Origin of the sequence: Deinococcus wulumuqiensis R12, from assembly GCF_011067105.1 — a bacterium.
Classification (GTDB): Bacteria; Deinococcota; Deinococci; order Deinococcales; family Deinococcaceae; genus Deinococcus; species Deinococcus wulumuqiensis.
The window spans coordinates 2,204,776-2,225,770 of the sequence record NZ_CP049357.1 but is presented as its reverse complement, the minus strand read 5'-3'; the positions used below and the strand labels follow the sequence as shown (position 1 = coordinate 2,225,770).

19 protein-coding genes are annotated in these 20,995 nt (G+C 66.1%); 4 read left to right on the top strand and 15 right to left on the bottom strand.

From position 1 onward, the window contains the following. Positions 1–44: 44 nt before the first annotated feature. Positions 45–1,136, top strand: coding sequence for a collagen-like domain-containing protein (locus tag G6R31_RS17040; RefSeq protein ID WP_017869707.1), 1,092 nt, complete (start codon positions 45–47; stop codon positions 1,134–1,136). A 509-nt stretch (positions 1,137–1,645) separates the two neighbouring features. On the opposite strand, the gene accC is transcribed toward G6R31_RS17040, so the two are convergent. The 5 genes from accC to G6R31_RS10755 all read right to left on the bottom strand — a co-directional run bounded on the left by accC (position 1,646) and on the right by G6R31_RS10755 (position 6,998). Beyond that, entirely contained in the window at positions 1,646–2,983 is a 1,338-nt protein-coding gene (accC, locus tag G6R31_RS10775) for an acetyl-CoA carboxylase biotin carboxylase subunit (RefSeq protein ID WP_017869708.1), read from the bottom strand. 224 nt (positions 2,984–3,207) lie between these two features. After that, a complete protein-coding gene (gene accB / locus G6R31_RS10770) occupies positions 3,208–3,717 on the bottom strand; it encodes an acetyl-CoA carboxylase biotin carboxyl carrier protein (RefSeq protein ID WP_017869709.1) in 510 nt (169 codons plus the stop codon). A 169-nt stretch (positions 3,718–3,886) separates the two neighbouring features. Next, positions 3,887–4,444, bottom strand: a complete 558-nt coding sequence (efp, locus tag G6R31_RS10765; protein WP_017869710.1) for an elongation factor P — start codon at positions 4,442–4,444, stop codon at positions 3,887–3,889. Between the two features lie 106 nt (positions 4,445–4,550). After that, complete coding sequence (dprA, locus tag G6R31_RS10760) at positions 4,551–5,636, bottom strand: DNA-processing protein DprA (RefSeq protein WP_017869711.1); 1,086 nt, start codon at positions 5,634–5,636, stop codon at positions 4,551–4,553. Positions 5,637–5,840: 204 nt separating this feature from the next. After that, positions 5,841–6,998: a tetratricopeptide repeat protein gene (locus tag G6R31_RS10755; protein WP_017869712.1), complete on the bottom strand. Its 1,158-nt coding sequence runs from the start codon at positions 6,996–6,998 to the stop codon at positions 5,841–5,843. A gap of 143 nt (positions 6,999–7,141) precedes the next feature. Here G6R31_RS10755 and G6R31_RS10750 point away from each other — a divergent pair, with 143 nt between their 5' ends. Beyond that, a complete protein-coding gene (locus G6R31_RS10750) occupies positions 7,142–7,993 on the top strand; it encodes a metalloprotein (protein WP_017869713.1) in 852 nt (283 codons plus the stop codon). Between the two features lie 333 nt (positions 7,994–8,326). Here the strand turns inward: G6R31_RS10750 and G6R31_RS10745 are convergent, their stop codons facing one another. Then, entirely contained in the window at positions 8,327–8,926 is a 600-nt protein-coding gene (locus tag G6R31_RS10745; RefSeq protein WP_017869714.1) for a phosphoribosylanthranilate isomerase, read from the bottom strand. Beyond that, positions 8,919–9,203 carry a hypothetical protein gene (locus G6R31_RS10740; RefSeq protein ID WP_051056470.1) on the bottom strand — a complete coding sequence of 95 codons (285 nt, stop codon included), beginning with the start codon at positions 9,201–9,203 and terminating at the stop codon, positions 8,919–8,921. Before G6R31_RS10740 ends, G6R31_RS10745 begins: the two co-directional genes overlap by 8 nt. 224 nt (positions 9,204–9,427) lie before the next feature. On the opposite strand from G6R31_RS10740, the gene G6R31_RS10735 reads away from it, so the two are divergent. Further along, positions 9,428–9,844, top strand: a complete 417-nt coding sequence (locus tag G6R31_RS10735; RefSeq protein ID WP_017869716.1) for a CBS domain-containing protein — start codon at positions 9,428–9,430, stop codon at positions 9,842–9,844. A gap of 236 nt (positions 9,845–10,080) precedes the next feature. Here the strand turns inward: G6R31_RS10735 and G6R31_RS10730 are convergent, their stop codons facing one another. The 8 genes from G6R31_RS10730 to G6R31_RS10695 form a co-directional block, all read right to left on the bottom strand. Beyond that, positions 10,081–10,587, bottom strand: a complete 507-nt coding sequence (locus tag G6R31_RS10730; RefSeq protein WP_017869717.1) for a GNAT family N-acetyltransferase — start codon at positions 10,585–10,587, stop codon at positions 10,081–10,083. A 60-nt stretch (positions 10,588–10,647) separates the two neighbouring features. Next, positions 10,648–11,577, bottom strand: a complete 930-nt coding sequence (locus tag G6R31_RS10725; protein WP_017869718.1) for a DnaJ C-terminal domain-containing protein — start codon at positions 11,575–11,577, stop codon at positions 10,648–10,650. Positions 11,578–11,607: 30 nt separating this feature from the next. Continuing rightward, positions 11,608–12,396: a VF530 family DNA-binding protein gene (locus tag G6R31_RS10720; protein ID WP_051056468.1), complete on the bottom strand. Its 789-nt coding sequence runs from the start codon at positions 12,394–12,396 to the stop codon at positions 11,608–11,610. 81 nt (positions 12,397–12,477) lie between these two features. Continuing rightward, on the bottom strand, positions 12,478–13,131 hold the full coding sequence (locus G6R31_RS10715) for a nucleotide exchange factor GrpE (RefSeq protein WP_026138697.1): 654 nt from the start codon (positions 13,129–13,131) through the stop codon (positions 12,478–12,480). Between the two features lie 111 nt (positions 13,132–13,242). Then, the gene (gene dnaK, locus G6R31_RS10710; RefSeq protein WP_017869721.1) at positions 13,243–15,129 is read right to left on the bottom strand and encodes a molecular chaperone DnaK; all 1,887 of its coding nucleotides are present in this window, start codon (positions 15,127–15,129) and stop codon (positions 13,243–13,245) included. 171 nt (positions 15,130–15,300) lie between these two features. Further along, complete coding sequence (hemW, locus tag G6R31_RS10705) at positions 15,301–16,482, bottom strand: radical SAM family heme chaperone HemW (RefSeq protein ID WP_017869722.1); 1,182 nt, start codon at positions 16,480–16,482, stop codon at positions 15,301–15,303. Between the two features lie 121 nt (positions 16,483–16,603). Further along, positions 16,604–18,358, bottom strand: coding sequence for an E3 binding domain-containing protein (locus G6R31_RS10700; protein ID WP_017869723.1), 1,755 nt, complete (start codon positions 18,356–18,358; stop codon positions 16,604–16,606). A 182-nt stretch (positions 18,359–18,540) separates the two neighbouring features. After that, positions 18,541–19,341: a polyphosphate kinase 2 family protein gene (locus G6R31_RS10695; protein ID WP_017869724.1), complete on the bottom strand. Its 801-nt coding sequence runs from the start codon at positions 19,339–19,341 to the stop codon at positions 18,541–18,543. Between the two features lie 304 nt (positions 19,342–19,645). Between G6R31_RS10695 and G6R31_RS10690 the strand changes: the two genes are divergently transcribed. Beyond that, entirely contained in the window at positions 19,646–20,554 is a 909-nt protein-coding gene (locus tag G6R31_RS10690; protein ID WP_017869725.1) for an EamA family transporter, read from the top strand. The last annotated feature ends 441 nt before the right edge of the window (positions 20,555–20,995 follow it).

Sequence of the window (20,995 nt, the reverse complement as noted above, 5' to 3'; positions counted from 1 at the left end):
CATCAGAGAATGCGCCCCGACCGGGCGCTGCTCCAGGAGGATTTATGAAGTATCTGCGTGCTCTGCCGACTGTTTCCGTTCTTGCCCTCAGCTCGGCCCTGGCGCTGGGCGGCGCTGCTCAGCCCCCCATCCAGACCACCCCGGCCCCCGTGCAGACGGCCCCCGCGCCCAAGCCCGCTCCTGCCGCCTGCACCCAGGGCGCCTGGGCCAAGGCCGCCATCGACCTCGTGACCCAGAAGGGTCTGTTCATCGGCTACCCCGACGGCAGCTTCGACTGGTGCAGCAACATCACCCGTCAGGAAGTCGCGCAGGTGCTGGCCCGCCTGCTGGCCCAGATGCCCGAGAACACCTTCGACGCCGCCGAACTCGACGTGCTGCGCAGGGGCACCGCCGAGGCGCTGGCCGGACTGGAGGAGCTGCGTGCCCAGCTCGCCGAGCAGAACAAGTCCATCGAAGACCTGCGTGCCCAGATCGACGAACTGCGTGCGGCGCTGAATGCCCTGCCCACCGCTGGCGCGGGTGAAGCCGGAGCCGTCGGCGCGGCTGGCCCCCAGGGTCCCCAGGGTGAGAAGGGCGAAACCGGCGCGGTCGGTCCCCAGGGTCCTGCCGGTGCGACTGGCCCTCAGGGTCCCGCAGGTCCTCAGGGTGAGGCTGGCCCCGTCGGCCCCCAGGGTCCCCAGGGCGAGCGCGGCGAGAAGGGCGATCCTTACATTCCCCCCGCCGATCCCTTCCGCTACGGCAACTACGTGGGCGCCGCCTACTACAGCATCCTCCAGCAGAACGTGGGTCAGATGGTCCGCCTCACCGCCGGCAACGACCAGATCTATGGCGGCTTCGGCGTGCGCGTGACCGGCGACGTGACCCTGCGCGGCGAAACCCCCGGCAACAGCCTGAGCGGCGCCGTGACCTACCGCGGCACCACCGGGCGCTTCGACGGCATCCTGGGTGTGGGCGCGGGCTACAACTTCAGGAATGCCTCCACCTTCGGTGAGCTGTCCATCGGCGTGGACTACCGCGTCGTGGACCGCGTGGCGATCTTCGCCGAAGCCCGTCAGCACTACTACTTCAACGGCAACGTCAACCCCAACTCGCGCAACCTCAGCTCCATCGCTGCGGGTCTGAAAGTCCGCTTCTAAACGGGCTGCTCGAAAGGCGCTCCCCTCAGTGGGGGCGTTTTTCTTTTGGTGCAGGGAAAAGGGGAGAGGGTGAAGGGAGACATGACGCTCACCCCTTCACCCTCTCCCCTCCACGCCTTTAGAGCATTTGACAAAAAGACGCAACGTCTTTTTGGCGAGCGGAGCGAGTGCAAAACACTGAGCAGGGCGGAGAATGGAGTGATGCGGGGCGCTGTTCCGCGCATCACGTAATTCGGAGAACTGCTCTAAGTAGCTCCCGGCTACAGTTCCGCGTATCCGGGAAAAGCGCCCGAATCCGCTCCACTTCCGCCCAGAGCTACTTTTGCCTACTCGCTCCGCTCGGGGCGATGACCTATACGGATTCCGCTTCATTCCTGCACAGTCGGGAAAGCGCCGCCTGTGCATCCATATCGCAGAATCCGTATTTTTTCCTACTCGCATCCGCTCGGATTGAATCTGGTAGTTTCAGATTCAATCGGAATCCGTACTAGTCATCACCCGGCAGCTACTTACATCTCCATGCGCGTTTTCAGGAAGTTGGTCATCACGGCCCCGCGTTTGTAGAACGGGTTGTCCATGATTTTGACGTAGAGGGGGATGGTCGTTTTCGGCCCCTGAATCACGGTTTCTTCGAGGGCGCGTTTCATGCGCGAGACGGCCTTGTCGCGGTCCTCGTGCCACACGATGAGCTTGCCGATGAGGCTGTCGTAGTGCGGCGGAATCGAGTAGCCGCTGTAGACGTGGGTGTCCACCCGCACGCCCGCGCCGCCCGCGAAGTGCGCGTCGTCGATTTTGCCTGCCGCCGGGCGGAAGTCCTTGTCCGGGTCCTCGGCGTTGATGCGGCACTCGATGGCGTGGCCGTGCAACTTCACGTCCTCCTGCTGGAGCTTCAGGCCCAGCCCGGCGGCGATTTCGATTTGCAGGCGCACGAGGTCGAGGTTGGAAATCATTTCCGACACGCAGTGCTCGACCTGAATGCGGGTGTTCATCTCCATGAAGTAGTAGTTGCCGTCCCTATCCATGATGAATTCCAGGGTGCCTGCGCCCGCGTAGTTCACGAACTTGGCGAGGCGCACCCCGGCGTCCAGGATTTCCTGCCGCAGGCTTTCGGGCAGGGTGGAAGGCGCTTCCTCGATGAGCTTCTGGTTGCGGCGCTGAATCGAGCAGTCGCGCTCGCCGACATGGATGACGTGCCCGTTGCCGTCCCCGACGACCTGCACCTCGATGTGCCGGAACTCCTCCAGGAATTTTTCCATGATGATGGCGGGGTCACCGAAGTACAGCCGCGCTTCTTCCTGCGCCTGCGCGAAGCCTTTTTGCAGTTCTTCCTGGGTGCGGATGACCTTCTGCCCGCGTCCGCCGCCGCCCGCCGACGCCTTGAGCAGCACCGGGTAGCCGATCTGCTTGGCGGCGAGGAGAGCGGCGTCCACGTCCTCCAGCACGCCCGTGCCGGGCACGGTGGGCACGTTGCTCTGCGCGGCGATTTCGCGCCCGCCCGCCTTGCTGCCCAGCGCCCGCATGGATTCGGGGGTGGGGCCGATAAAGACGATGCCGTGTTCGCGGCACATTTCGGCAAAGTCGGGGTTCTCGGCCATGAAGCCGTAGCCGGGGTGAATCGCCTCGGCCCCGGTCATCAGCGCCGCCGAGAGGATGTTGGGGATATTCAGGTAGCTCTGATTGGAGGCGGGCGGCCCCACGCAGACCGATTCGTCGGCGAGCAGCACCGGCAGGCTCTTTTCGTCGGCGGTGGAGTACACCACGACCGTCTTGATGCCCATTTCCCGCGCAGTGCGGATGACGCGCAGGGCAATTTCGCCACGGTTGGCGATGAGGATTTTCTTGAACATGGTTTGCCTCCGGCAAATGTCGAAGAGTCTAAGGGACTAAAGGTCTAAGAACGGTCTTAGACTCTTCGACCCTTATACGGATTCCGCTAAATTCCTGCACAGTCGGAACTACACCGCCTGTGCATCCATATCGCGAAATCCGTATCTTTTCCTACTCCTTTCAGTCGGATTGAATCCAGCAGATTTCTGGATTCAATCGGAATCCGTATTAGACCCTTAGACGTTTACTCAATCATGAACAGCGTCTGGCCGTACTCCACCGGCTCGGCGTTTTTCACCAGAATTTCGCGGATGACGCCGCTCTGCTCGGCTTCGATTTCGTTCATCAGCTTCATGGCTTCGATGATGCACAGTACCTGCCCGGCTTCCACGCGGTCACCGACCTTGACGTAGGGGGCGGCGTCGGGGCTGCTCGCCGAGTAGAAGGTGCCGACGATGGGCGCCTTGACCGGCGTCCCGGCACTGGCGGCGGGGGCCACAGGCGCCGCTTCCTCGGCGGGCTTGGCGGCGGGAGTCGCTTCGGGAGCGGGCGCCGCTGGGGCGCTGGGAGCCGCAGGTACAGCGGGCGCGGGGGCAAAGCTGCCCGTCATCTGGGGGGCGCTGGGCGCGGCAGGGGCAAAGGCCTGGGGACCGCGCTTGAGGGCGAGGTCGAAGCTGCCGGTCTTGAGCGTAAATTCCCGCACGTCGGCGTGGGTCAGGGCGTCGAGCATTTTCTTCAGGTCATCCGGGTTCATGGCCCCTCCTTGTGTCTCTGGGACTGGGTTGCACTTGAGCGGTTCCTATCATGCCCCTTTTTGCGGGCGGCGGGGTGTCACCGTGAACCTAACGCTCGTTTGGTTGAACGCGGTTCAAAAAAATGCCGCCCGAACACACGGTCCGGGCGACAGATGTTGCACACGGGTCTTAGGCGCGGCTGAGGTACTGCCCGGTGCGGGTGTCCACCTTCACGTCGGTGCCCTGCTCCACGAACAGGGGCACCTGCACCACGGCGCCGGTTTCCAGGGTGGCGGGCTTGGTGCCGCCGGAGACGGTATCGCCGCGCACGCCGGGGTCGGTCTGGGTGATTTTCAGGATGACCTGGTTGGGCAGGGTGATGCTCAGGGCCTTGTCGCCGTACATCGCCACTTCCACGTCGGTGTTTTCCTTCATGAACTTGGCGGCGTCACCGACCAGCACGGGGGGCAGGTGCACCTGCTCGAAGGTGTCCATGTCCATGAACACGAAGTCGTCGCCGTCCTTGTACAGGTACTGCATCTTCTTGCCTTCCACGAAGATGTCCTGGAGCTTTTCGCCGCTGTTGAAGGTGCGGTCCACGATGGAGCCGGTTTCCATGTTGCGGAACTTGGTGACGACCTTGGCGCCGCCGCGTCCCATCTTGAGGTGGGAGTATTCGAGGCACTCCCACAGGCCGCCGTCCATCTGCACCTTGGTGCCGTTCCGCAGTTCAGTTACGCTGATCATCAGAGAATTCTCCTTGTTTGGTCCGGGGCCTCGGCCTGCCTTGAAAACAGGGGGCCACTCGGCAACAGGCAAGAGTTTAGCAAAAGGCACCCGAAACACCACAGCTTTAGCGGCTCCAGCGCCCGCCGACCTCGTACACCAGCCCCTGCAGCTGAAGCATGACCAGCGCGGTCTGCAAGTCCGGCACGCTCAGGCCCGTCGCCGCCTGCAGGTCGTCGAGGGTGGCGGGCGTTTGCAGCGCCGCCAGCACCCTCGCCTGCTCGGGCGGCAGGTCGGGGGAAGGGGCGGGCGCGGTCTGCCCCCAGCCGAGTTCGGTCAGGATGTCCTGCGCGGTTTCGGTCAGCACGGCCCCGTCACGGAGCAGGGCGTGCGGGCCACTGGCGCGGGGGTCGCCCGCCCGCCCGGGCACGGCGAACACGGTGCGCCCGCATTCCAGGGCGTGGGTGGCCGTGATCAGCGACCCCGATTTGCGCTCGCCTTCCACGACCACCACGCCCGCCGACAGCGCGGCAATCAGCCGGTTGCGGCTGGGGAAATGGTGCTGCGCCGGGCCGGTACCGAGCGGATACTCGCTGACGACCACCATTCGCCCGGCGAGGTCGTGGTTTTCACGCGGATAAATCACGTCCACCGCGCTGCCCAGCACGCCGATGGTGGGGCCACCCGCTTCCAGGGCCGCCGCGTGCGCCGCCGTGTCCACCCCCCGTGCCAGCCCGCTGACGACCAGGACGCCCGCCGCCGCCAGTTCGCCCGCGACGGTGCGGGTCAGCGCCAGCGCATGCGGACTCGCCGCCCGCGTGCCGACGATACCGATGGCCTGCGGCACGGTGTCCAGTCCGGCGAGCACCTCCGCACCGCCTGCCCCCTGCACCCACAGCACGGCGGGCGGGTCGCTCAGGGCGTCGAGCGCCGCCGGGTAGCCCGGCAGGCCACGTCCGAGCAGCGTCACGTTTCGCTGCGCCGCCTTGCCCAGTTCCGCCTGGGCCGACTGCGCGGCTTTTTCCCCGCCGATGGCCGCCACCGAGCGGGCGTCCAGGCCCTCGACCTGTCGCAACTGGGCCAGATTCGCCCGCAGCGCCGCACCCGCGCTCCCAAAATGCCGCCGCAAATGTTCGATACGCCTCGGCCCCAGCCCCGGCGTAAAGCGCAGCGTGAGCAGGGCCAGCAGTTCGGCAGCGGGGTCAGGGGTCACAGGGAAAAGTGTAGAGGGTGGAAGGCAGAGGGTTTTTACCCTTCACTCTCTACCCTCCACCCTCCGCCCTTATACGGATTCCGATTGAATCTGGTAGTTTCAGATTCAATCCGAGCGGATGCGAGTAGGAAAATATACGGATTCTGCGATATGGATGCACAGGCGGCGCTTTCCCGACTGTGCAGGAATTAAGCGGAATCCGTATTACTTGCCCTGCTGCGCCAGTTTCAGGAAATAGGCGCTCGACTTGTCGTTCGGGTCGAGGGCCACGGCGCGGCCATAGGCTTCGGCGGCTCCGGCGTAGTCCTTGCGCTCGTAGCGCACGCGGCCCAGCCAGGCCCAGGCTTTGGCGTAGGTCAGGTTCTCGCCCGTCGCCTGAAGGAACCCGGCTTCGGCCCCGGCCCTGTCGCCCGCCGCGTACTTGCTGTAGGCCGTGCGGAAGGTCTGCACCGCTTTCAGGCCGTACTGCTGGCCTTCCTGCGCCAGAGCGAGGTTGTAGCGGTCGCTGGCGGTCGCGCCCGGCAGCGCGGTCAGGGCCTGATACGCGCTCAGGGCGGCCTGGGTGTCCCCCAGTTCGAGGGCCAGTCGGCCCGCTTCCCGCTGGGCTTCGGGGAAGTTGGGGGCCGAGCGGGCGGCCTCCTGGAATCCGGCGAGGGCCTCGGCCCGGCGCCCGGCGTCCAGGCTGGCGTAGGCGCGGCTGAACGCCTGGGTCGCGGCGGGGCCGTAGGTGCCGGCGTTGCGGGCGACCAGCGCGAAATAGTTCAGGGACTTGTCCTGCGGCGCGAGGCTGAGCGCCTGGGCATACAGGGTTTGCGCGAGCGCGTAGTCGCCGCTTTCGAGCGCAGTGCGGGCGGCCCACGTCGCGCAGGGCACGCTCTGGGGGTCCAGCGTCAGGCAGGCCTTGAAGTACGCGGCGGCCTGGGTGGCCTGGCCGCGCGTGTACGCCGCGTAGCCGAGGTTGTACTGCACGTTGCCGGCGGCGCGGGCCTCGTTCTGCCCGGCGGCCACCGGAGCCAGGGCGAAATAGGCCCGCCAGCCCGCCTCGGCCTGTTTCCAGAAGCCGACTTCGGTGTAGATCTGGGCGCGAAGTTTGAGGATGTCGGGGTTGGCGGGCGCGGCGCCCACGGCGGCCTCGGCCCGCTCGGCGGCCTGTTTCCACAGCGGCTGGTCGATGCTGGCGCTGCCCGCCGGATACGCGGCGCGGGCGCGGGCGGCGAGGTCACGGGCTTCGGCGGCGAGCTGCGCGGCGTTGGTGGGGGCCAGAGCCGCTTGCGGGGCCGGGGCGCTCTGGGCAGTCTGGGCGAGGGCCGCGCCGCTTACGGCCAGGGCAGCGGTCAGCAGGACATTCAGGGCACTTTTCATGGAAAACCTCCGGTCAGGTAGGAGCGACAGGTCGTCAGGACAGCGTGTTCGCCTCTCATTGTTCGCAGGTGGGGGCGACCGGGGCGTGGGTTTGCCATGAGGAAGCCTTCAGGCGGGTAAAGGTCCGGCGTACCCTGCGGAGCATGAGCGGCATTCTCTGGCTGGCCCTGGACGGGGTGGGGCACCCTCAAGACGCCCCGCCCGGCTCGGTGTGGGAGCAGGACCTGCCGACGCTGCGGGCGGTGGTGGACGCCGGTCTCGCGCTGGACGCCACGCTGGGGGTGCCGGGGCTGCCGCAGTCGGGCACCGGACAAAGCTGCTGGCTGACCGGCACCGACGCGGTGCGCGTGATGGGCGAGCACTTCGGGCCGGTGCCGGGGCCGACGCTGCAAGCCCTGCTGCGTGAACGCGGGTTGCCCCGGCGCCTGACGGAGGCCGGGGGCCGCGCCGCACTGGTCAATGCCTACGCGCCCGCGTATCTGGCCGGGGGAGGGCGGCGCAACCGCCTGGGCTGCTTTCCCTACGCTTTCCAGGCGGCGGGGCTGGCGCTGAACCCGCCGGACGTGCCTGCACTGGAGCCGGGGCTGGGGCTGGCCTACAGTTCGCCCTGGACGCCGACGGGACCGGAGGAACATGTCCTGCGCCTGGGTGAGGCGTTGGCCGGGGCGCTGGGCGCGTATGACCTGCTGGTGGCCGACCTGTGGCTGGGCGACCTGCTGGGGCACCAGGGCCGCGACGGGGCGCCGCCCGAGGTGCGGACTGCCGGGCGGGCCTACCTGCGCCGGGTGGACCGGCTGCTGACCGGTGCGGTGCAGGCCGGAGCGCGGGTCGTCCTGAGCAGCGACCACGGCAACCTGGAAAACCTGAACGTCAAGTCGCACACCCTGGCCCGCGTGCCCCTCGGCGCGGTGGGGCTGCCCCCCCTGCCCCATCCACCAGTGGCCGACATCGTGCAGGGCGGAGAGCAGGTGGGGCGCTGGCTGGGGCTGCCCTGATACGGATTCCGCTTAATTCCTGCACAGTCGGGAAAGCGCCGCCTGTGCATCCATATCGCGTAACCCGTATTTTTTCCTACTCGCATCCGCTCGGATTGAATCTGAAACTACCAGATTCAATCGGAATCCGTATGACCCCTCTACTCAGCGAGCCGCGCCAGGACGAATCTTTTCCACAGGGGGTGTGGACCGCTGGCAAAGCCCCCGTTTTCCCTTCCCCGCCTGGAACCACAAAAAGGCCGTCCAGCAGCTTGAAAATGCTGAACAGCAAGGCTCGTTCTTCGTGTCCGAAAGTTATCCACAGTGAAACGCGGGCCTGTGGATAACCTGGGTTCAGGCGTGTTTCACAGCGTCCACGAACGCTTTCACGGCCTGTGGATTCTTGATGCCGGGCGAGGCTTCCAGTTTGCTCACCGCGTCCACTCCGCCGGGGCGCAGGGTGGCGACTGCCCGCGCCACGTTCTCGGGTCCCAGGCCGCCCGCCAGCCAGCCGCCCGGAGGGAAATGGGGGACCAGCGCCGACCAGTCCAGCGGCTGTCCGCTGCCCGGTTGCGGGGCGTCGAGCATCAGCGTGACGCCGGGGACCGCCTGCACGTTCCCGGTCCGGAGGTCTTCCGGTCCAAGAACGCGCAAGACGGGATAATACGCGGCCACCGCCTCCACGTATACCCCCGGCAGCGGCCCGTGAAGCTGCACCGCGCTGCACCGCGCCGCCTCTGCCGTCCTCAGCACCTCGTCGAGCGGCTGTCCCATAAAGACGCCGACCCGTGCCACGCTCGGCCCGACGCTCAGGCCCACCTCCCGCGCCACCTGCGCCGTCACCCGCCGTTTGCTGACCGGCGCGAAGATAAAGCCCAGCGCGTCGGCACCCGCCTCTGCCGCGTGCAGGGCGTCGGGCAGATTGGTCGTGCCGCAGATTTTGACCTTAACCACGGCGGCCCTCCAGCGCGGCGAGACGTTCTTCCAGCTCGCGGTTTTTGCGCAGCAGGGCCACCAGAATCAGCGCGTAGTGGTCGTAGAGTTTGGGCCGTTCCAGTTTCGTCTCGTTCGTCATCCAGGCCAGCAGCAGCCGCTCGGCCTCGCGCAGCACCTCGTCGTCGGGCACTTCGCGAAAGGCGCGGTCTTTCAGAATGGTGCGGGCAAAATTGAGTTCGCGGTCGGGGTCGAGTTCGTGGGTCGGTTCTTCGGCGGGGGCGTGGCGGCGGAACATGCCCCACATTCTGAACCAGGTGCAAAGTTGCACCCCCTTGAGCGCCTCTTCAGGGCTTTCCCACGCCCTCCTGACAAAGCATCACTAGAGCAGTTCTCCGAATTACGTGATGCGCGGTGCCGTTCCGCGCATCCCTCCATTCTCCGCCCTGCTCAGTGTTTTGCACTCGCTCCGCTCGCCAAAAAGACGTAACGTCTTTTTGTCAAATGCTCTAGGCTGCCTCCATGACCATTCTCAAAGACATCATGACGCGGGACCTGACCACCGTTTCCGGCAGCGCCACCCTGCGCGAAGTCGCCCAGAAGATGAAGGCCGAGGACATCGGCAACGTGCTGATTCTGGACGGCGACAAGCTCACGGGCATCATCACCGACCGCGACATCGTGATTCGGGCGGTGGCCGACGGCGAGGATGTCGGCAACCCGGTCAGCCAGTACGCCACCCAGGACGTGTTCACCATGCACTGCCACACCGACGTAAAAGAAGCGGCCGGGGCGATGGCTGAGCGGCAACTGCGCCGCCTGCCCGTGACCGACCACCAGTCCGGTGAACTCATCGGCATCGTCAGCCTCGCCGACCTGTCCACCCGCACCAGCGGCGGGGCCGACGAGAAGGCGCTGGAAGGCATCAGCCAGCCCTGAGCCGCCCCCAGACCGACGGTGAAATCATACGGATTCCGATTGAATCTGGTCGTTTCAGATTCAATCCGACTTGCAAAGCTGCGCAGCAGAGCGGATGCGAGTAGGAAAAAATACGGATTCCGCGATATGGATGCACAGGCGGCGCCTTCCCAACTGTACAGGCCCGACTGTGCAGGAATTAAGCGGAATCCGTATCAGCCCCAGCCTGCCCGGTTGGGGTTGTTCGTTTTCGGTGGTCAGGGCAGGCCGTCCCACACCATCCGCACTTCGACCAGTTCGCCGTCCACCTTTTCGCCCGCTTCACTTGCGCCTTGCGCGGCGTACCACTGGCGGGTCGGGTTGGACGCCAGCACCCACAAAGCCAAGGTGTCGCCGCCCTGCCCGCGCACCTGCGCCATGACCGCCCGCAGCAACCCCTGGCCGATGCCCTGCCCCTGCACCCGTTTCAGGGCGTAGAGCGTCATCAGTTCATGCGCGTAGCCGGGATGGTCACGCGCCGGGCCGACGGAAGCGAAGGCCACCACCTCGCCGCCCTGCTCAGACACGAACACGTCTTCGCGCTGCTGCGAGATGGTCGCCTGCCAGCTTTTTTCCCGGTGTTGGCGGGCGCTTTCGTCGGTCATGCGGCCCAGAAAATCGGGAGCAATCAGGCCCGTGTACGTCTCGCGCCAGCTCTGGACATGAATTCCGGCGATGGCCGGGGCGTCGGCCAGTTCAGCGCGGCGAACGAGAAAAGGGGCCATGCGTCAGTGTAAAGACGCTCGCCCCCCTTTGCCCATCGGCACTTCGGCTTATCTGTGCGGTTACTTCTGTAGGTCGCGCAACTTGGCGTACAGCTCTTTTTCCTCGTCGCTCAGTTCCTTGGGCACAGTCAGATTCAGGCGCACGTACAGGTCGCCGTGGCCGCCGCTCTTTTTGGGCCAGCCCTGCCCGCGCAGCCGCATCTTGCGCCCGCCGCTGCTGCCTGCCGGGACGTTGAGGTTGCCCGATTTGCCGTTCAGGAGCTGCACCTTGACCTCGCCGCCGAGCGCCGCCACGGGCGCGGGCACGTCCACGGTGGTGGTCAGGTCGTCGCCCTCCAGCTCGAAATTGGCGTCTTCCAGCACGCGGATGGTGAGCAGCACGTCGCCGCCGCCCGGCCCCTGCCCGGCCAGCCGCAGCCGTGCGCCGTCGCGGGTTCCGGCGGGCACGCGCAGCGAGAGGCGCTTGCCGTCCACATTGATGACCTCGTCCGAGCCTTCCAGCGCCTCGCGCAGCGTGACCTGCAATTCGCCTTCCACGTTCTGCACGAAGCGCCTGCTCTGGCCCGCCCCGCCGATGCCGCCCGCCGCGCCGCCGAACAGGTCTTCGAGGTTGATTTGCCCGCCCGCAAAGCCGCCGCCCGCGCCGCGCCCGCCCGTGCGCCCGCCGAACATCTGCTGGAAAAAGTCGGAAAACTGCCCCGGGTCGAAGCCCGCCGTGTCGCCGCTGAAACCGCCGGGAAAGCCGCCGTCGCCGTAGCCGGGGGGCACCTGCCCGGTGTGGCCGAACTGGTCGTACATCTTGCGTTTTTCCGGGTCGGACAGCACCGCGTAGGCTTCGCCGATTTCCTTGAATTTGTCGGCGGCTTTTTCGTCACCCGCGTTCTTGTCGGGGTGGTACTGCTTGGCGAGTTTGCGGTAGGCGCTCTTGATGTCGGCATCGGACGCGGAGCGGGGGACGCCGAGGGTGTCGTAATAGTCTTTGTAAGCCATATTGCCTCCCTTGGGTCGGCGGTCTGAGGGTCAAAGAGTCTGAGGGTCTGCGGGTTCCACTCGTGACCTGACTGGAGTGGGCGACAGCTTATTCACCGCTGCCTTCAATCCATACGCCTCCGCGATGCTCCGCGCCGTGTGGCCCCGCGAGTCCTGCACCTGTGGGTCGGCCCCGTGCGAGAGCAGCAAATCCAGAATGTCGGTGCGGGGGGCGCGGGCCTTGCTCTGGTAGGCCTGCCCTTCCACGTCCACCGCATGCAGCAGCGGCGGCCAGAAACGCGGGTCGTTCACGTCCGCGCCGCGCCTGAGCAGTTCAGCCACCACGCCCGGCTCGTAGTCGCCCTGTCCCAGCGCCGAGCGGTCTATGGCGAGATTGAGCAGCGGCAGAGGTTCCGAGTCCGGCCAGAAGTTCACGTCCTGAATGGCGGCGAGGGTCGGCAAGAAGTACAGCTTGAGGTTCTGCGCGTTCTGCTCGGTGTGCCGCAGCATCCAGCCCAGCGCCGCGTGAATCTTGGTCTGGCTGACGCCGGTGAAGTCCAGCGCCTGCCCCCGCTTGAGGGCGTCAATCAGCGGGTTGCTGTCCTCGCGGCGGGCCAGCTTGACGTACTCGCCTTCCACCTGCTCCCGCGCCCAGGGCGTTTTGCGCAGAAACTTGAGGCTGCTGCCCACGCTCGGCTCGTTCTGAAAGCACTTCACGGGCACGCGGCGGGCGAGTTCATCCCAGCCGTATTCGTCGTGCAGGTGCGTGACGATGCGTTCCAGGGTGACGCCATGTAACGGTGATAGATGATGGATGATGGTTGATGGAGGCTTTGGCATCAGCGCTGGCTCCTGCAATGGTTTATGGACATCAATTCCTCGCTCTGAATATCTTTTCTATCAACCATCAACTATTAACCATCAACCCTTGCGGCTCACGACCACCCGCGCAGGCCGCACCAGCTTGTCGCCCATCTTGAAGCCGAGTTGGTAGGTCTGCACGATTTGGTCGTCCTCATCGCCTTCGACCACCTGAATCGCCTCGTGCCACTGCGGGTCGAAGGTTTCGCCCTCGCGTCCGGTGACTTCCAGGCCCAGCGTGCCAAAAATGGTCAGAATCTTGTTCTGCACGGCCTGCATGCCCGGAATCAGCTTGGCGGGGTCGTCCACGCCGACGCTGACGGCGCGTTCCATGTCGTCGTACACGGGCATCAGGGCTTCGGCGGCCTTACTCACGCCTTTGCTCTGGGCTTCGGCACTCTCCTGGGCGGTGCGGTTGCGGTAGCCCTCGAAGTCGGCGGCGAGGCGGCCCAGCTTGCCGCGCAGGTCGGCGTTTTCCTTTTCCAGCTCGTCCACCCGCTCCAGCTTCGCCATCATTTCCTGCACCTGCCCGAACATGTTCTCGTCCATTTCGGGGAAGCCTTCGGGCATCTCGAAGTCGGTGTCCGTGTCGGCTCCGTCTACCGTTTCGGCGTCAAACTTGATGTTCTCGGCGGCTTCGTTTTCGGTGTCGTGTACGGTCTTTTTCTGGTCGTCGCTCATGTCTTTTTTCCTTCCAAACGGGTTGGTGAACATGGCCTTAGCTTAGGCGCTCGGTGTGTAGACGAAGGGAGAGGGGGCTGTGGGCCGTCCTCTCCCCGTGTGGGCTTGAGCTGTGCTGTTCCCTCCTGGGGAGAGGAGAGAGGATTACTCCGCAGGCTTGAAGTCGGCGTCAATCACGTCGTCGTCGGCCTTGTTCGCCTGGGCCTGCGCGCCTTCCGGCTGGCCCTGCGCCGCGCTCTGCTGCGCGGTCATGAAGGAGCGGAGTTCTTCTTCCAGCTTCTTCTGGGCGTCAGCAATCTTGGCGTCGTCGTCGCTGCGTACGGCTTCTTCGGCTTCGTCGGCAGCGGCCTTGAGCTTGTCCTTGGCGTCCTGCGCGGCGCCTTCGTTTTCTTCAAGCTGCTGCACGGCCTGCACGCGCAGGGAGTCGAGGTTGTTGCGCTTCTCGACCTTCTCCTTGCGGGCCTTGTCGGCGGCGGCGTTTTGCTCGGCTTCCTGCACCATCCGTTCCACGTCGCTCTTGTCGAGGGTGGTGGTGTTCTCGATGCGGATGCTGCTTTCCTTGCCGCTCGTCTTTTCCTTGGCGGTGACGTGCAGAATGCCGTTGGCGTCGATGTCGAAGGTCACTTCGATCTGGGCGCGGCCTGCGGGCATGGGGGGAATGCCTTCGAGCTTGAAGCGGCCCAGGGACTTGTTGTCGGCGGCCATCGGGCGCTCGCCTTGCAGCACGTTGATTTCCACGCCGGGCTGGTTGTTCTCGGCGGTGGTGTAAATCTCGGTCTTCTTGGCGGGGATGGTGGTATTGCGCGGAATCATCGGGCCGACCATGCCGCCCTTGACCTCCACGCCCAGGGTCAGCGGGGTCACGTCCACCAGGACGATGTCGCCGAGGTTGGAATCCCCCTGGATGATGCCCGCTTGCACCGCGGCACCGAGCGCCACGGCCTCGTCCGGGTTCACGGACTCGTTGGGGGTCTTGCCGATGAGTTCCTGCACGATGCGCTTGACCGCCGGAATGCGGGTGCTGCCGCCCACCAGAATCACTTCGTCGATCTTGCTGGCGTCCAGTTTCGCGTCGGCCAGCGCCTGCTCGACGGGCTTACGCACGCGGCGCAGCAGGTCGGCGGTCAGTTCCTCGAACTTGGCGCGGGTGAGCGTCTTTTCGAGGTGCATGGGGGTGCGCGTTTCCGGGTCGAAGGTGATGAACGGCAGCGAGATGGTGGTCTCGGAGGCGTTGGAGAGGTCGATCTTGGCTTTCTCGGCGGCTTCGATCAGGCGTTGCAAGGCCTGCTTGTCCTTGCGCAGGTCGAAGTTGTGCTCCTTCTGGAATTCGCCTGCCAGCCAGTCCACGATGCGGTGGTCGAAGTCTGCGCCGCCCAGGTGGGTGTCCCCGGCGGTGGATTTCACCTCGAACACGCCGTCGCCCAGTTCCAGGATGGTCACGTCGAAGGTGCCGCCCCCCAGGTCGAAGACCAGCACGGTCTCGTTGCCTTTCTTCTCCAGGCCGTAGGCGAGCGCGGCGGCGGTGGGTTCGTTGATGACGCGCAGCACGTTCAGGCCCGCGATTTCCCCGGCCTGCTTGGTGGCTTCGCGCTGGCTGTTGTCGAAGTAGGCGGGCACGGTGATCACGGCGTCGGTGATCTTCTGGCCCAGTTTGGCAGAAGCGTCACTGACGAGTTTGCGCAGCACTTCGGCGCTGACCTGCTCGGGGGCAAGGTCTTTGCCGTTCACTTCAATGCGTACGCTACCGCCGGGGCCTTCCTTCACGGTGAAGGGGCTGCGTCCGGCTTCTTCCTTCACTTCGTCCCAGCGCCGTCCGATGAAGCGCTTGACCTCGAAGAGGGTGGCGGCGGGGTTCAGTGCGGCCTGGCGGCGGGCGATCTGCCCGACCAGGGTTTCGTCGCCCTTGTAGGCGACCACGCTGGGGGTGGTGCGCCCGCCCTCGGCGTTCACGATGACTTCGGGGCGTCCGCCTTCCATGACGGCGATGACGGAGTTGGTGGTGCCCAGGTCGATTCCAACAGCTTTGGCCATGATGTGACTCCTTGAATGCGTGAGAATGTGCTACCACACGGGCAGCAGTCTTGAACTGCCCATAGCATAGGCCCACAGTTCCGGATTGTCAATAGACTTGAGTGCCTAAGACTCAAGTTTGCTGGGACTCAAGTTTGCTGGCGGCTTCAAGAAAAGCTGAAGGCGCGAGGGTCAGGGCGTCTCGTGCGCGTCCACTTCTTGCGCGTCCACTTCCATCCACTCACTGACGATGCGGTTGAGGACCCACCACCCGTGAGCGGTGGCCCGCACGACCGCTCCTTCCTGCTCCAGCAGGCCACGTCCGACCTGCCGCTCGATGACCGGCCCGTAACGCCCCGCCACGTCCACCCCGCTTCGGCGCGAAAGGTCGGCAAGGTCGAGGCCCCGGCGCAGTCGCAGGCCCATGAACAGGGCGTCGGTGACGTACTCGTGCGGGTCGATGGGCAGGCTCTCGCCCTCCTGCCCGGCCAGCCAGTCGTGCAGGTGCGGGTTGGTGCGCCGGAGGGTCAGCCATTCAGGCGTCGGCGGCAGCGCCGGATAGTGCCCCGCCGCCCCCGGTCCCAGCCCCAGATAGGTTTTGCCCTGCCAGTAGGCGAGGTTGTGGCGCGATTCCTGACCGGGGCGGGCGTAGTTGCTGACCTCGTAGCGGGAAAAGCCGTGTTCGGTCAGCAGTTCCTCGCTGCGTGTGAAGCCCTCGCGCTCGGCGTCCTCGTCCACCTGCACGCCCCGGCGGGCGAACTCGGTGCCCGGTTCGATGGTCAGGGTGTAGGCGCTGACGTGTCCCACGCCCAGTTCGACGAGGCCGTGAATGTCGCGTTCCAGCGGCTGCCCTGGCACCGCCGTGATGAGGTCGCCGCTGACCCGGAAGCCCTGCGCGATGAGCCGGGTGACGGCTTCCCGCGCCTGCCGGGCGTCGTGGCGGCGGCCCAGGAACTTCAGCGTGGCGTCGTCGAGGCTCTGCACGCCCACCGAAGCGCGGTCAAAGCCCAGTGCCCGCCACAGCGCCGCCCGCTCGGGGCTGACGGTGCCGGGGTTGATTTCCAGCGTGTTTTCCACCCGGCCCCAGCCCAGATGCCGCTGCACGCTCTCCACCAGAAAGCGCAGTTCGTGGTCGCGCAGAAAACTGGGCGTGCCGCCGCCGAGGTACACGGTGTCGAGGTCCACCGGGTAGGTCGCCGCGAGCTGCGCCGCCTCCTGTTCCAGCCGTTCCAGATAGCGCTCGACCAGCCCCGCCTGCCGCGTCAGCACATGAAAGTCGCAGTAGGGGCAGATGCTGGGGCAAAACGGCACATGCACGTACAGGTGCCGCACGGTGGGGTCGAGGTCACGGGGGGGCAGGGCGGGCCGGGTCACGGCGGGCAGTGTAGTCGGTGGAGCCGGACCAGCGCCGGGCAGACGGCACAAAAAGCTCCCCCGCCGCGACGGGCAGGGGAGGGGACAGACGAGGGAACAGACGAGGGAACAGACGAGGACTTCAGACGAGCAGGATAATCGGCTTTTCCAGCGTCTGCGCCACGCTCGCCAGGAAGCGGGCGGCTTTTTCGGGGTCCACGTCGCCTTGCAGACTCAGGGCGGCGCGTCCGTCCTGCACGCGGCCCACGCTGAGGGTCAGGGTGTCGGGGTAGTGCAGGTCGTCCATGTCGAGCGCCCCGGCGTCCACCACCAGCAGGTCGGGGGTGCCGCCGAAGTCCTGGTCGGTGACCTTCAGCGCGTCGCGCAGGCTCACGCTGCCGCCGACCTCGCCGCCCATCTGCCGGGTCAGGCCCCGGTCCATGTCGCGCAGGGCGATGCTTTCCAGCCCCAGGGCGGCGGCGTGGCGCTGCGCGGCGCGGGCCACCAGCAGGCCGAGGGGCACTTCACGCTCCAGCGCCTCGCTGAGCTGCTGACGCAGGTCGTGGAGCTGGGCCACCTGGGCGTCACGGCGCAGGTAGGTGCCGAACCACACGGCGTCACGCGGCGCGGCGGGGGCAGACGCCGCCGGGGCCACAGGGGCAGGCACCGGAGCGGCCACCGGCTCGACCGTTTCCACGTCGGCCTTCGCGTCGGTCACCATGTCCACGTCGGCCTCTGTCTCCATATCGGCCACGGTTGCTTCGTTCTCGGCCACGTCGGTGCGGTCCAAATCGGTGTGGGCCATGTCAGGCGCGGCCCGGTCAGGCACAGCGGCGAAGGAGTCCTGAACCCGGTCCTGGGACGCAGCGAGGGGCGCCGCCTGTTCGGGGGTCACCTCGTCCGCATCCACCTGCGCCGTCATGGGGGCCGTCTGCGGGGCCGTCAGGTCGGGCAAGGCGGGGGCCTGCTTGTCGCTCAGTGGGGCCGCGTCGCGCAGTTCCACCGGGGGCACGTTGAAGGGCGAGGTGGGGGAAGTCACGGGGTCGCTGCCGAAGCTGCCTGCACCGGAGCGGGTCGTGTCCGTGCTGCCCGCCGCGCTGCCAGCGCCCAGGCTGGCGCTGCCCAGAGTGCCAGTGCCCAGCGTGTTTCCGGGAGTCCCGAAGCTGCTGGGGCGGGGTTCGGGGGTGACCGGGGCCGGAGCGGCAGGCCGGTCGCCGTCTTTCTGGTACAGGCGCGAGAGCAGGTTGCCCAGACCGCCCGCCGCCGGAGCTTTGGCTGTCGGGGCCGTGGCTGCCGGGACTGGCGCTGGCGGGACTGGCGCTGGCGGGACCGGAGCTGCCGGAACTGTGGGAGCCGCCGGGGCAGGAACCACCTGGCTCTCCGGCACGGCGCCGAGTGCCGCAGGACTTTCCGGAATGCGGTTGATCGGGCCGGTGCTGACCGGAATCGGGTCCGTCGGGACAGGGCCGGACGAGAACGACGGCGTGGCGGGGGCCACCGGCGGGATGTCGAACGGCGAGGGGGAACGCGGAGCAGCGGGAGGCGCGAGCAACTGGTCGTCCTGGGCGTCGTCGAGTTCGAAGTCGTCCTGGCTGAGCGTGGCACCGCCTGGGCGCGACTTTTGCACGAAGTCGGCGATGTCGCTTTCGACCCCGGCCTGGCTGAGCATCTGGGCGTCGAACATGCCGCCGCCGGGCAGGTCCTCGCCGTTCCAGTCGGGCGGCGGGGCGTCGACGGGCGTCGAAGGCGGCTCGGCCTCACCACTCATCACGCGCGACAGATAGTCGAGAATGTCCTGCTCGACGATCATGCCTCCGGCACCCGTGCCGTTGAGCTGCTGCCACTCGATACCGTTCGCTTCAGCCAGGATCTTGGCCAGCGGCGCAATCCGTTCCATCGTTTTCCCCCTTTGGAGCCATCTTTGGAGCCATTGTAGAGATGAATCTTGCTTTCCGGCTGCGGCACACCGGAAACCGAGGGCGGCAGCGGGGAATCATCGTGTCTCAGCGTGACCGGGCGGCTCTGACAGCCTTCTTTCAGGGCGGGTGTCCAGCGGCGCCGGGTCAGGCGAGGGGCGGGTCAGGAGATGACGACCTTCTTCGGGTCGTAGTCGATCTCGGGATACTGCGGGTCCATGTCTTTGAGGGCGCCGAGCAGAATGCGGCTCAGCACGAGGTCGCGGTACCACTTGCGGTCGGCGGGAATCACGTACCAGGGCGCGTCGTCGGTGCTGGTGGTCAGCGCGTCCTCGTAGGCGCCTGTGAACTTGTCCCAGTTCTCGCGGTCCTTGAGGTCGCTGGGGTTGAATTTCCAGTTCTTGCCACTCTCGTCGAGCCGCGCCTGCAAGCGTTCCTTCTGCTCGTCCTGGCTGATATGCAGGTAGACCTTGACGATGCGGGTGCCGCTGTCCGTGAGCAGCTCCTCGAAGTGCCGGATGTGTTCCAGCCGCTTTTTCGCCGTCTTGTCGTCGATCATGTCGTAGACGCGGGTCACGAGCACGTCCTCGTACTGGCTGCGGTTGAACACGCCGACGTAGCCTTTGGCGGGCGCTTTCTGGTGAATGCGCCACAGGAAATCGTGGCTGAGTTCCTCGGCGCTGGGCTGCTTGAAACTGGTGATCTGCACGCCCGCCGGGTTGAAGGCCCCGATGACCTTTTTGACGGCCCCGTCCTTGCCCGCCGCGTCGCGCGCCTGAAGGATGAGCAGCAGCGACTGCTTGCCTTCCGCGTACAGCCTTTCTTGCCACTCGGCCAGTTCCTCGGCGAGTTTGGCGGTCTGGGCCTGGCCTTCCTCCTTGGTCAGCCCGGCGTCGTCGTCGGTCTGCCAGTCGCTGAGCTTGACCCGTTTGCCGGGCTTCACGAGGTATTTGTCGATGTCCATGTGGGGGAGTGTAGTGGGAGCGCGGGGCCGGGCGCCTAGAACGAGCCTTGAGCGTGGGCGCCTGCGCCGTTTTGTGCGGCGGGCGCTGTCAGACGTGTGCGCAAATTCGGGAGCCGAAGAAGCCTAGAGCATTTGACAAAAAGACGCAACGTCTTTTTGTCGAGCGGACTGGGACAGCTCGAAGAGAGCGAGTGCAAAACACTGAGCAGGGCGGACTTGCAAAGCTGCGAAGCAGAGAATGGAGTGATGCGGGGTGCCGTTCCGCGCATCACGTAATTCGGAGAACTGCTCTAGACTCGCCCGCATGTCCGCCCCCGCGCCCGGCCTGCCCCCGCTCAATGCCCGCAGCCTGGGGCTGGCGCTGCTGATTACCCTCATCTGGGGCGTCAATTTCGTGGTGATCAAGTGGTCGGTGGCGGGGGCCTCGCCGCTGCTCGTCGCCGCGCTGCGCTTTTTGCTCGCCGCCGTGCCCGCCGTGTTGTTCGTGCCGCGCCCCGACATCGCGCCCCGGCTGCTGTGGGGCTACGGCCTCGCGGTGGGCGTGGTGCAGTTCGGGCTGCTCTACCTCGCCATTCAACTCGGCATGAGCGCGGGCATGGGCAGCCTGCTGATGCAGACGCAGGCGTTTTTCACGGCGCTGCTCGCTGCCCGGTTCTTCGGGGAAAAGGTGATGCCCTGGCAGGCGGCGGGCATGACGCTGGCCTTCGGTGGGATGGCCCTCATCGGCCTCGCGGCGGGTCAGGACGTGCCCTTTTTTCCGCTGCTGCTGACCCTGACGGCGGCGCTCGGCTGGGCGGTGAGCAACCTCATCGTCAAGGCGGCGCCGGGCGCCAACAGTTTCGGGCTGGTGGTGTGGAGTGCGCTGATTCCGCCCCTTCCGCTGGCCCTGCTCGCCGGGCTGACCGCCGGGTGGGGGTCGGTGGCGCACACGCTGACCCACAGCGACCTGAAGTTCTGGGCCGCCGTGCTGTTTATGGGCCTGGGCAACACGGTGCTGGGCTTCGGCGTGTGGTCGAGCCTGATTCAGAAACACGGCGCTTCACGGGTGGCCCCGCTCTCGCTGCTCGTCCCGGTGTTCGGGATGCTGGCGAGTGCGCTGGTCTTTCAGGAAGGCTTTCCGCCCGGCAAGGTGCTCGGCGCGGCCTTGATCGCCGCCGGGCTGGTGCTGCATGTGTTCGGGGGGCGCTGGTGGCGGCGCAAACCCGCCGTGTAAACGCCAGCCCGCCCCACCGGAGTCATGCTCATACGGATTCCGATTGAATCCAGCAGATTTCTGGATTCAATCCGACTGAAAGGAGTAGGAAAAGATACGGATTTCGCGATATGGATGCACAGGCGGTGTAGTTCCGACTGTGCAGGAATTTAGCGGAATCCGTATCAGGCGGATTCGGGACTCCTGAACCAGTGGAGGCGACCACAGCGTTCACAGGCGTAATAAGTGGCATTCGGCTCCCACCCCTCCAGTCCGAAGAGTGTGGCGACCTGGGAGTGCAGTTGCGCTTCTCCCTGGAAAAACAGGTCGTGAGCACAGTGGTCACACTTGAGGTCGATGCCGGCACGTTGCACCGCCTGAGCTTGCGGCGGCTTACTGGAAAAAAGTCCCATGTCCTGAGGTACGTCCTGGAGAACGCAGGGGTTCCGGTTCCGCGTGGGC

Coding starts and splice junctions, on each gene's coding strand:
- G6R31_RS17040 (WP_017869707.1), top strand. CDS start 45: ATGAAGTATCTGCGTGCTCTGCCGACTGTTTCCGTTCTTGCCCTCAGC.
- accC (WP_017869708.1), bottom strand. CDS start 2,983: ATGTTCAAGAAAATCCTCATCGCCAACCGTGGCGAAATTGCCCTGCGC.
- accB (WP_017869709.1), bottom strand. CDS start 3,717: ATGAACCCGGATGACCTGAAGAAAATGCTCGACGCCCTGACCCACGCC.
- efp (WP_017869710.1), bottom strand. CDS start 4,444: ATGATCAGCGTAACTGAACTGCGGAACGGCACCAAGGTGCAGATGGAC.
- G6R31_RS10755 (WP_017869712.1), bottom strand. CDS start 6,998: ATGAAAAGTGCCCTGAATGTCCTGCTGACCGCTGCCCTGGCCGTAAGC.
- G6R31_RS10750 (WP_017869713.1), top strand. CDS start 7,142: ATGAGCGGCATTCTCTGGCTGGCCCTGGACGGGGTGGGGCACCCTCAA.
- G6R31_RS10740 (WP_051056470.1), bottom strand. CDS start 9,203: ATGTTCCGCCGCCACGCCCCCGCCGAAGAACCGACCCACGAACTCGAC.
- G6R31_RS10735 (WP_017869716.1), top strand. CDS start 9,428: ATGACCATTCTCAAAGACATCATGACGCGGGACCTGACCACCGTTTCC.
- G6R31_RS10730 (WP_017869717.1), bottom strand. CDS start 10,587: ATGGCCCCTTTTCTCGTTCGCCGCGCTGAACTGGCCGACGCCCCGGCC.
- G6R31_RS10725 (WP_017869718.1), bottom strand. CDS start 11,577: ATGGCTTACAAAGACTATTACGACACCCTCGGCGTCCCCCGCTCCGCG.
- G6R31_RS10720 (WP_051056468.1), bottom strand. CDS start 12,396: ATGCCAAAGCCTCCATCAACCATCATCCATCATCTATCACCGTTACAT.
- G6R31_RS10715 (WP_026138697.1), bottom strand. CDS start 13,131: ATGTTCACCAACCCGTTTGGAAGGAAAAAAGACATGAGCGACGACCAG.
- dnaK (WP_017869721.1), bottom strand. CDS start 15,129: ATGGCCAAAGCTGTTGGAATCGACCTGGGCACCACCAACTCCGTCATC.
- G6R31_RS10700 (WP_017869723.1), bottom strand. CDS start 18,358: ATGGAACGGATTGCGCCGCTGGCCAAGATCCTGGCTGAAGCGAACGGT.
- G6R31_RS10695 (WP_017869724.1), bottom strand. CDS start 19,341: ATGGACATCGACAAATACCTCGTGAAGCCCGGCAAACGGGTCAAGCTC.
- G6R31_RS10690 (WP_017869725.1), top strand. CDS start 19,646: ATGTCCGCCCCCGCGCCCGGCCTGCCCCCGCTCAATGCCCGCAGCCTG.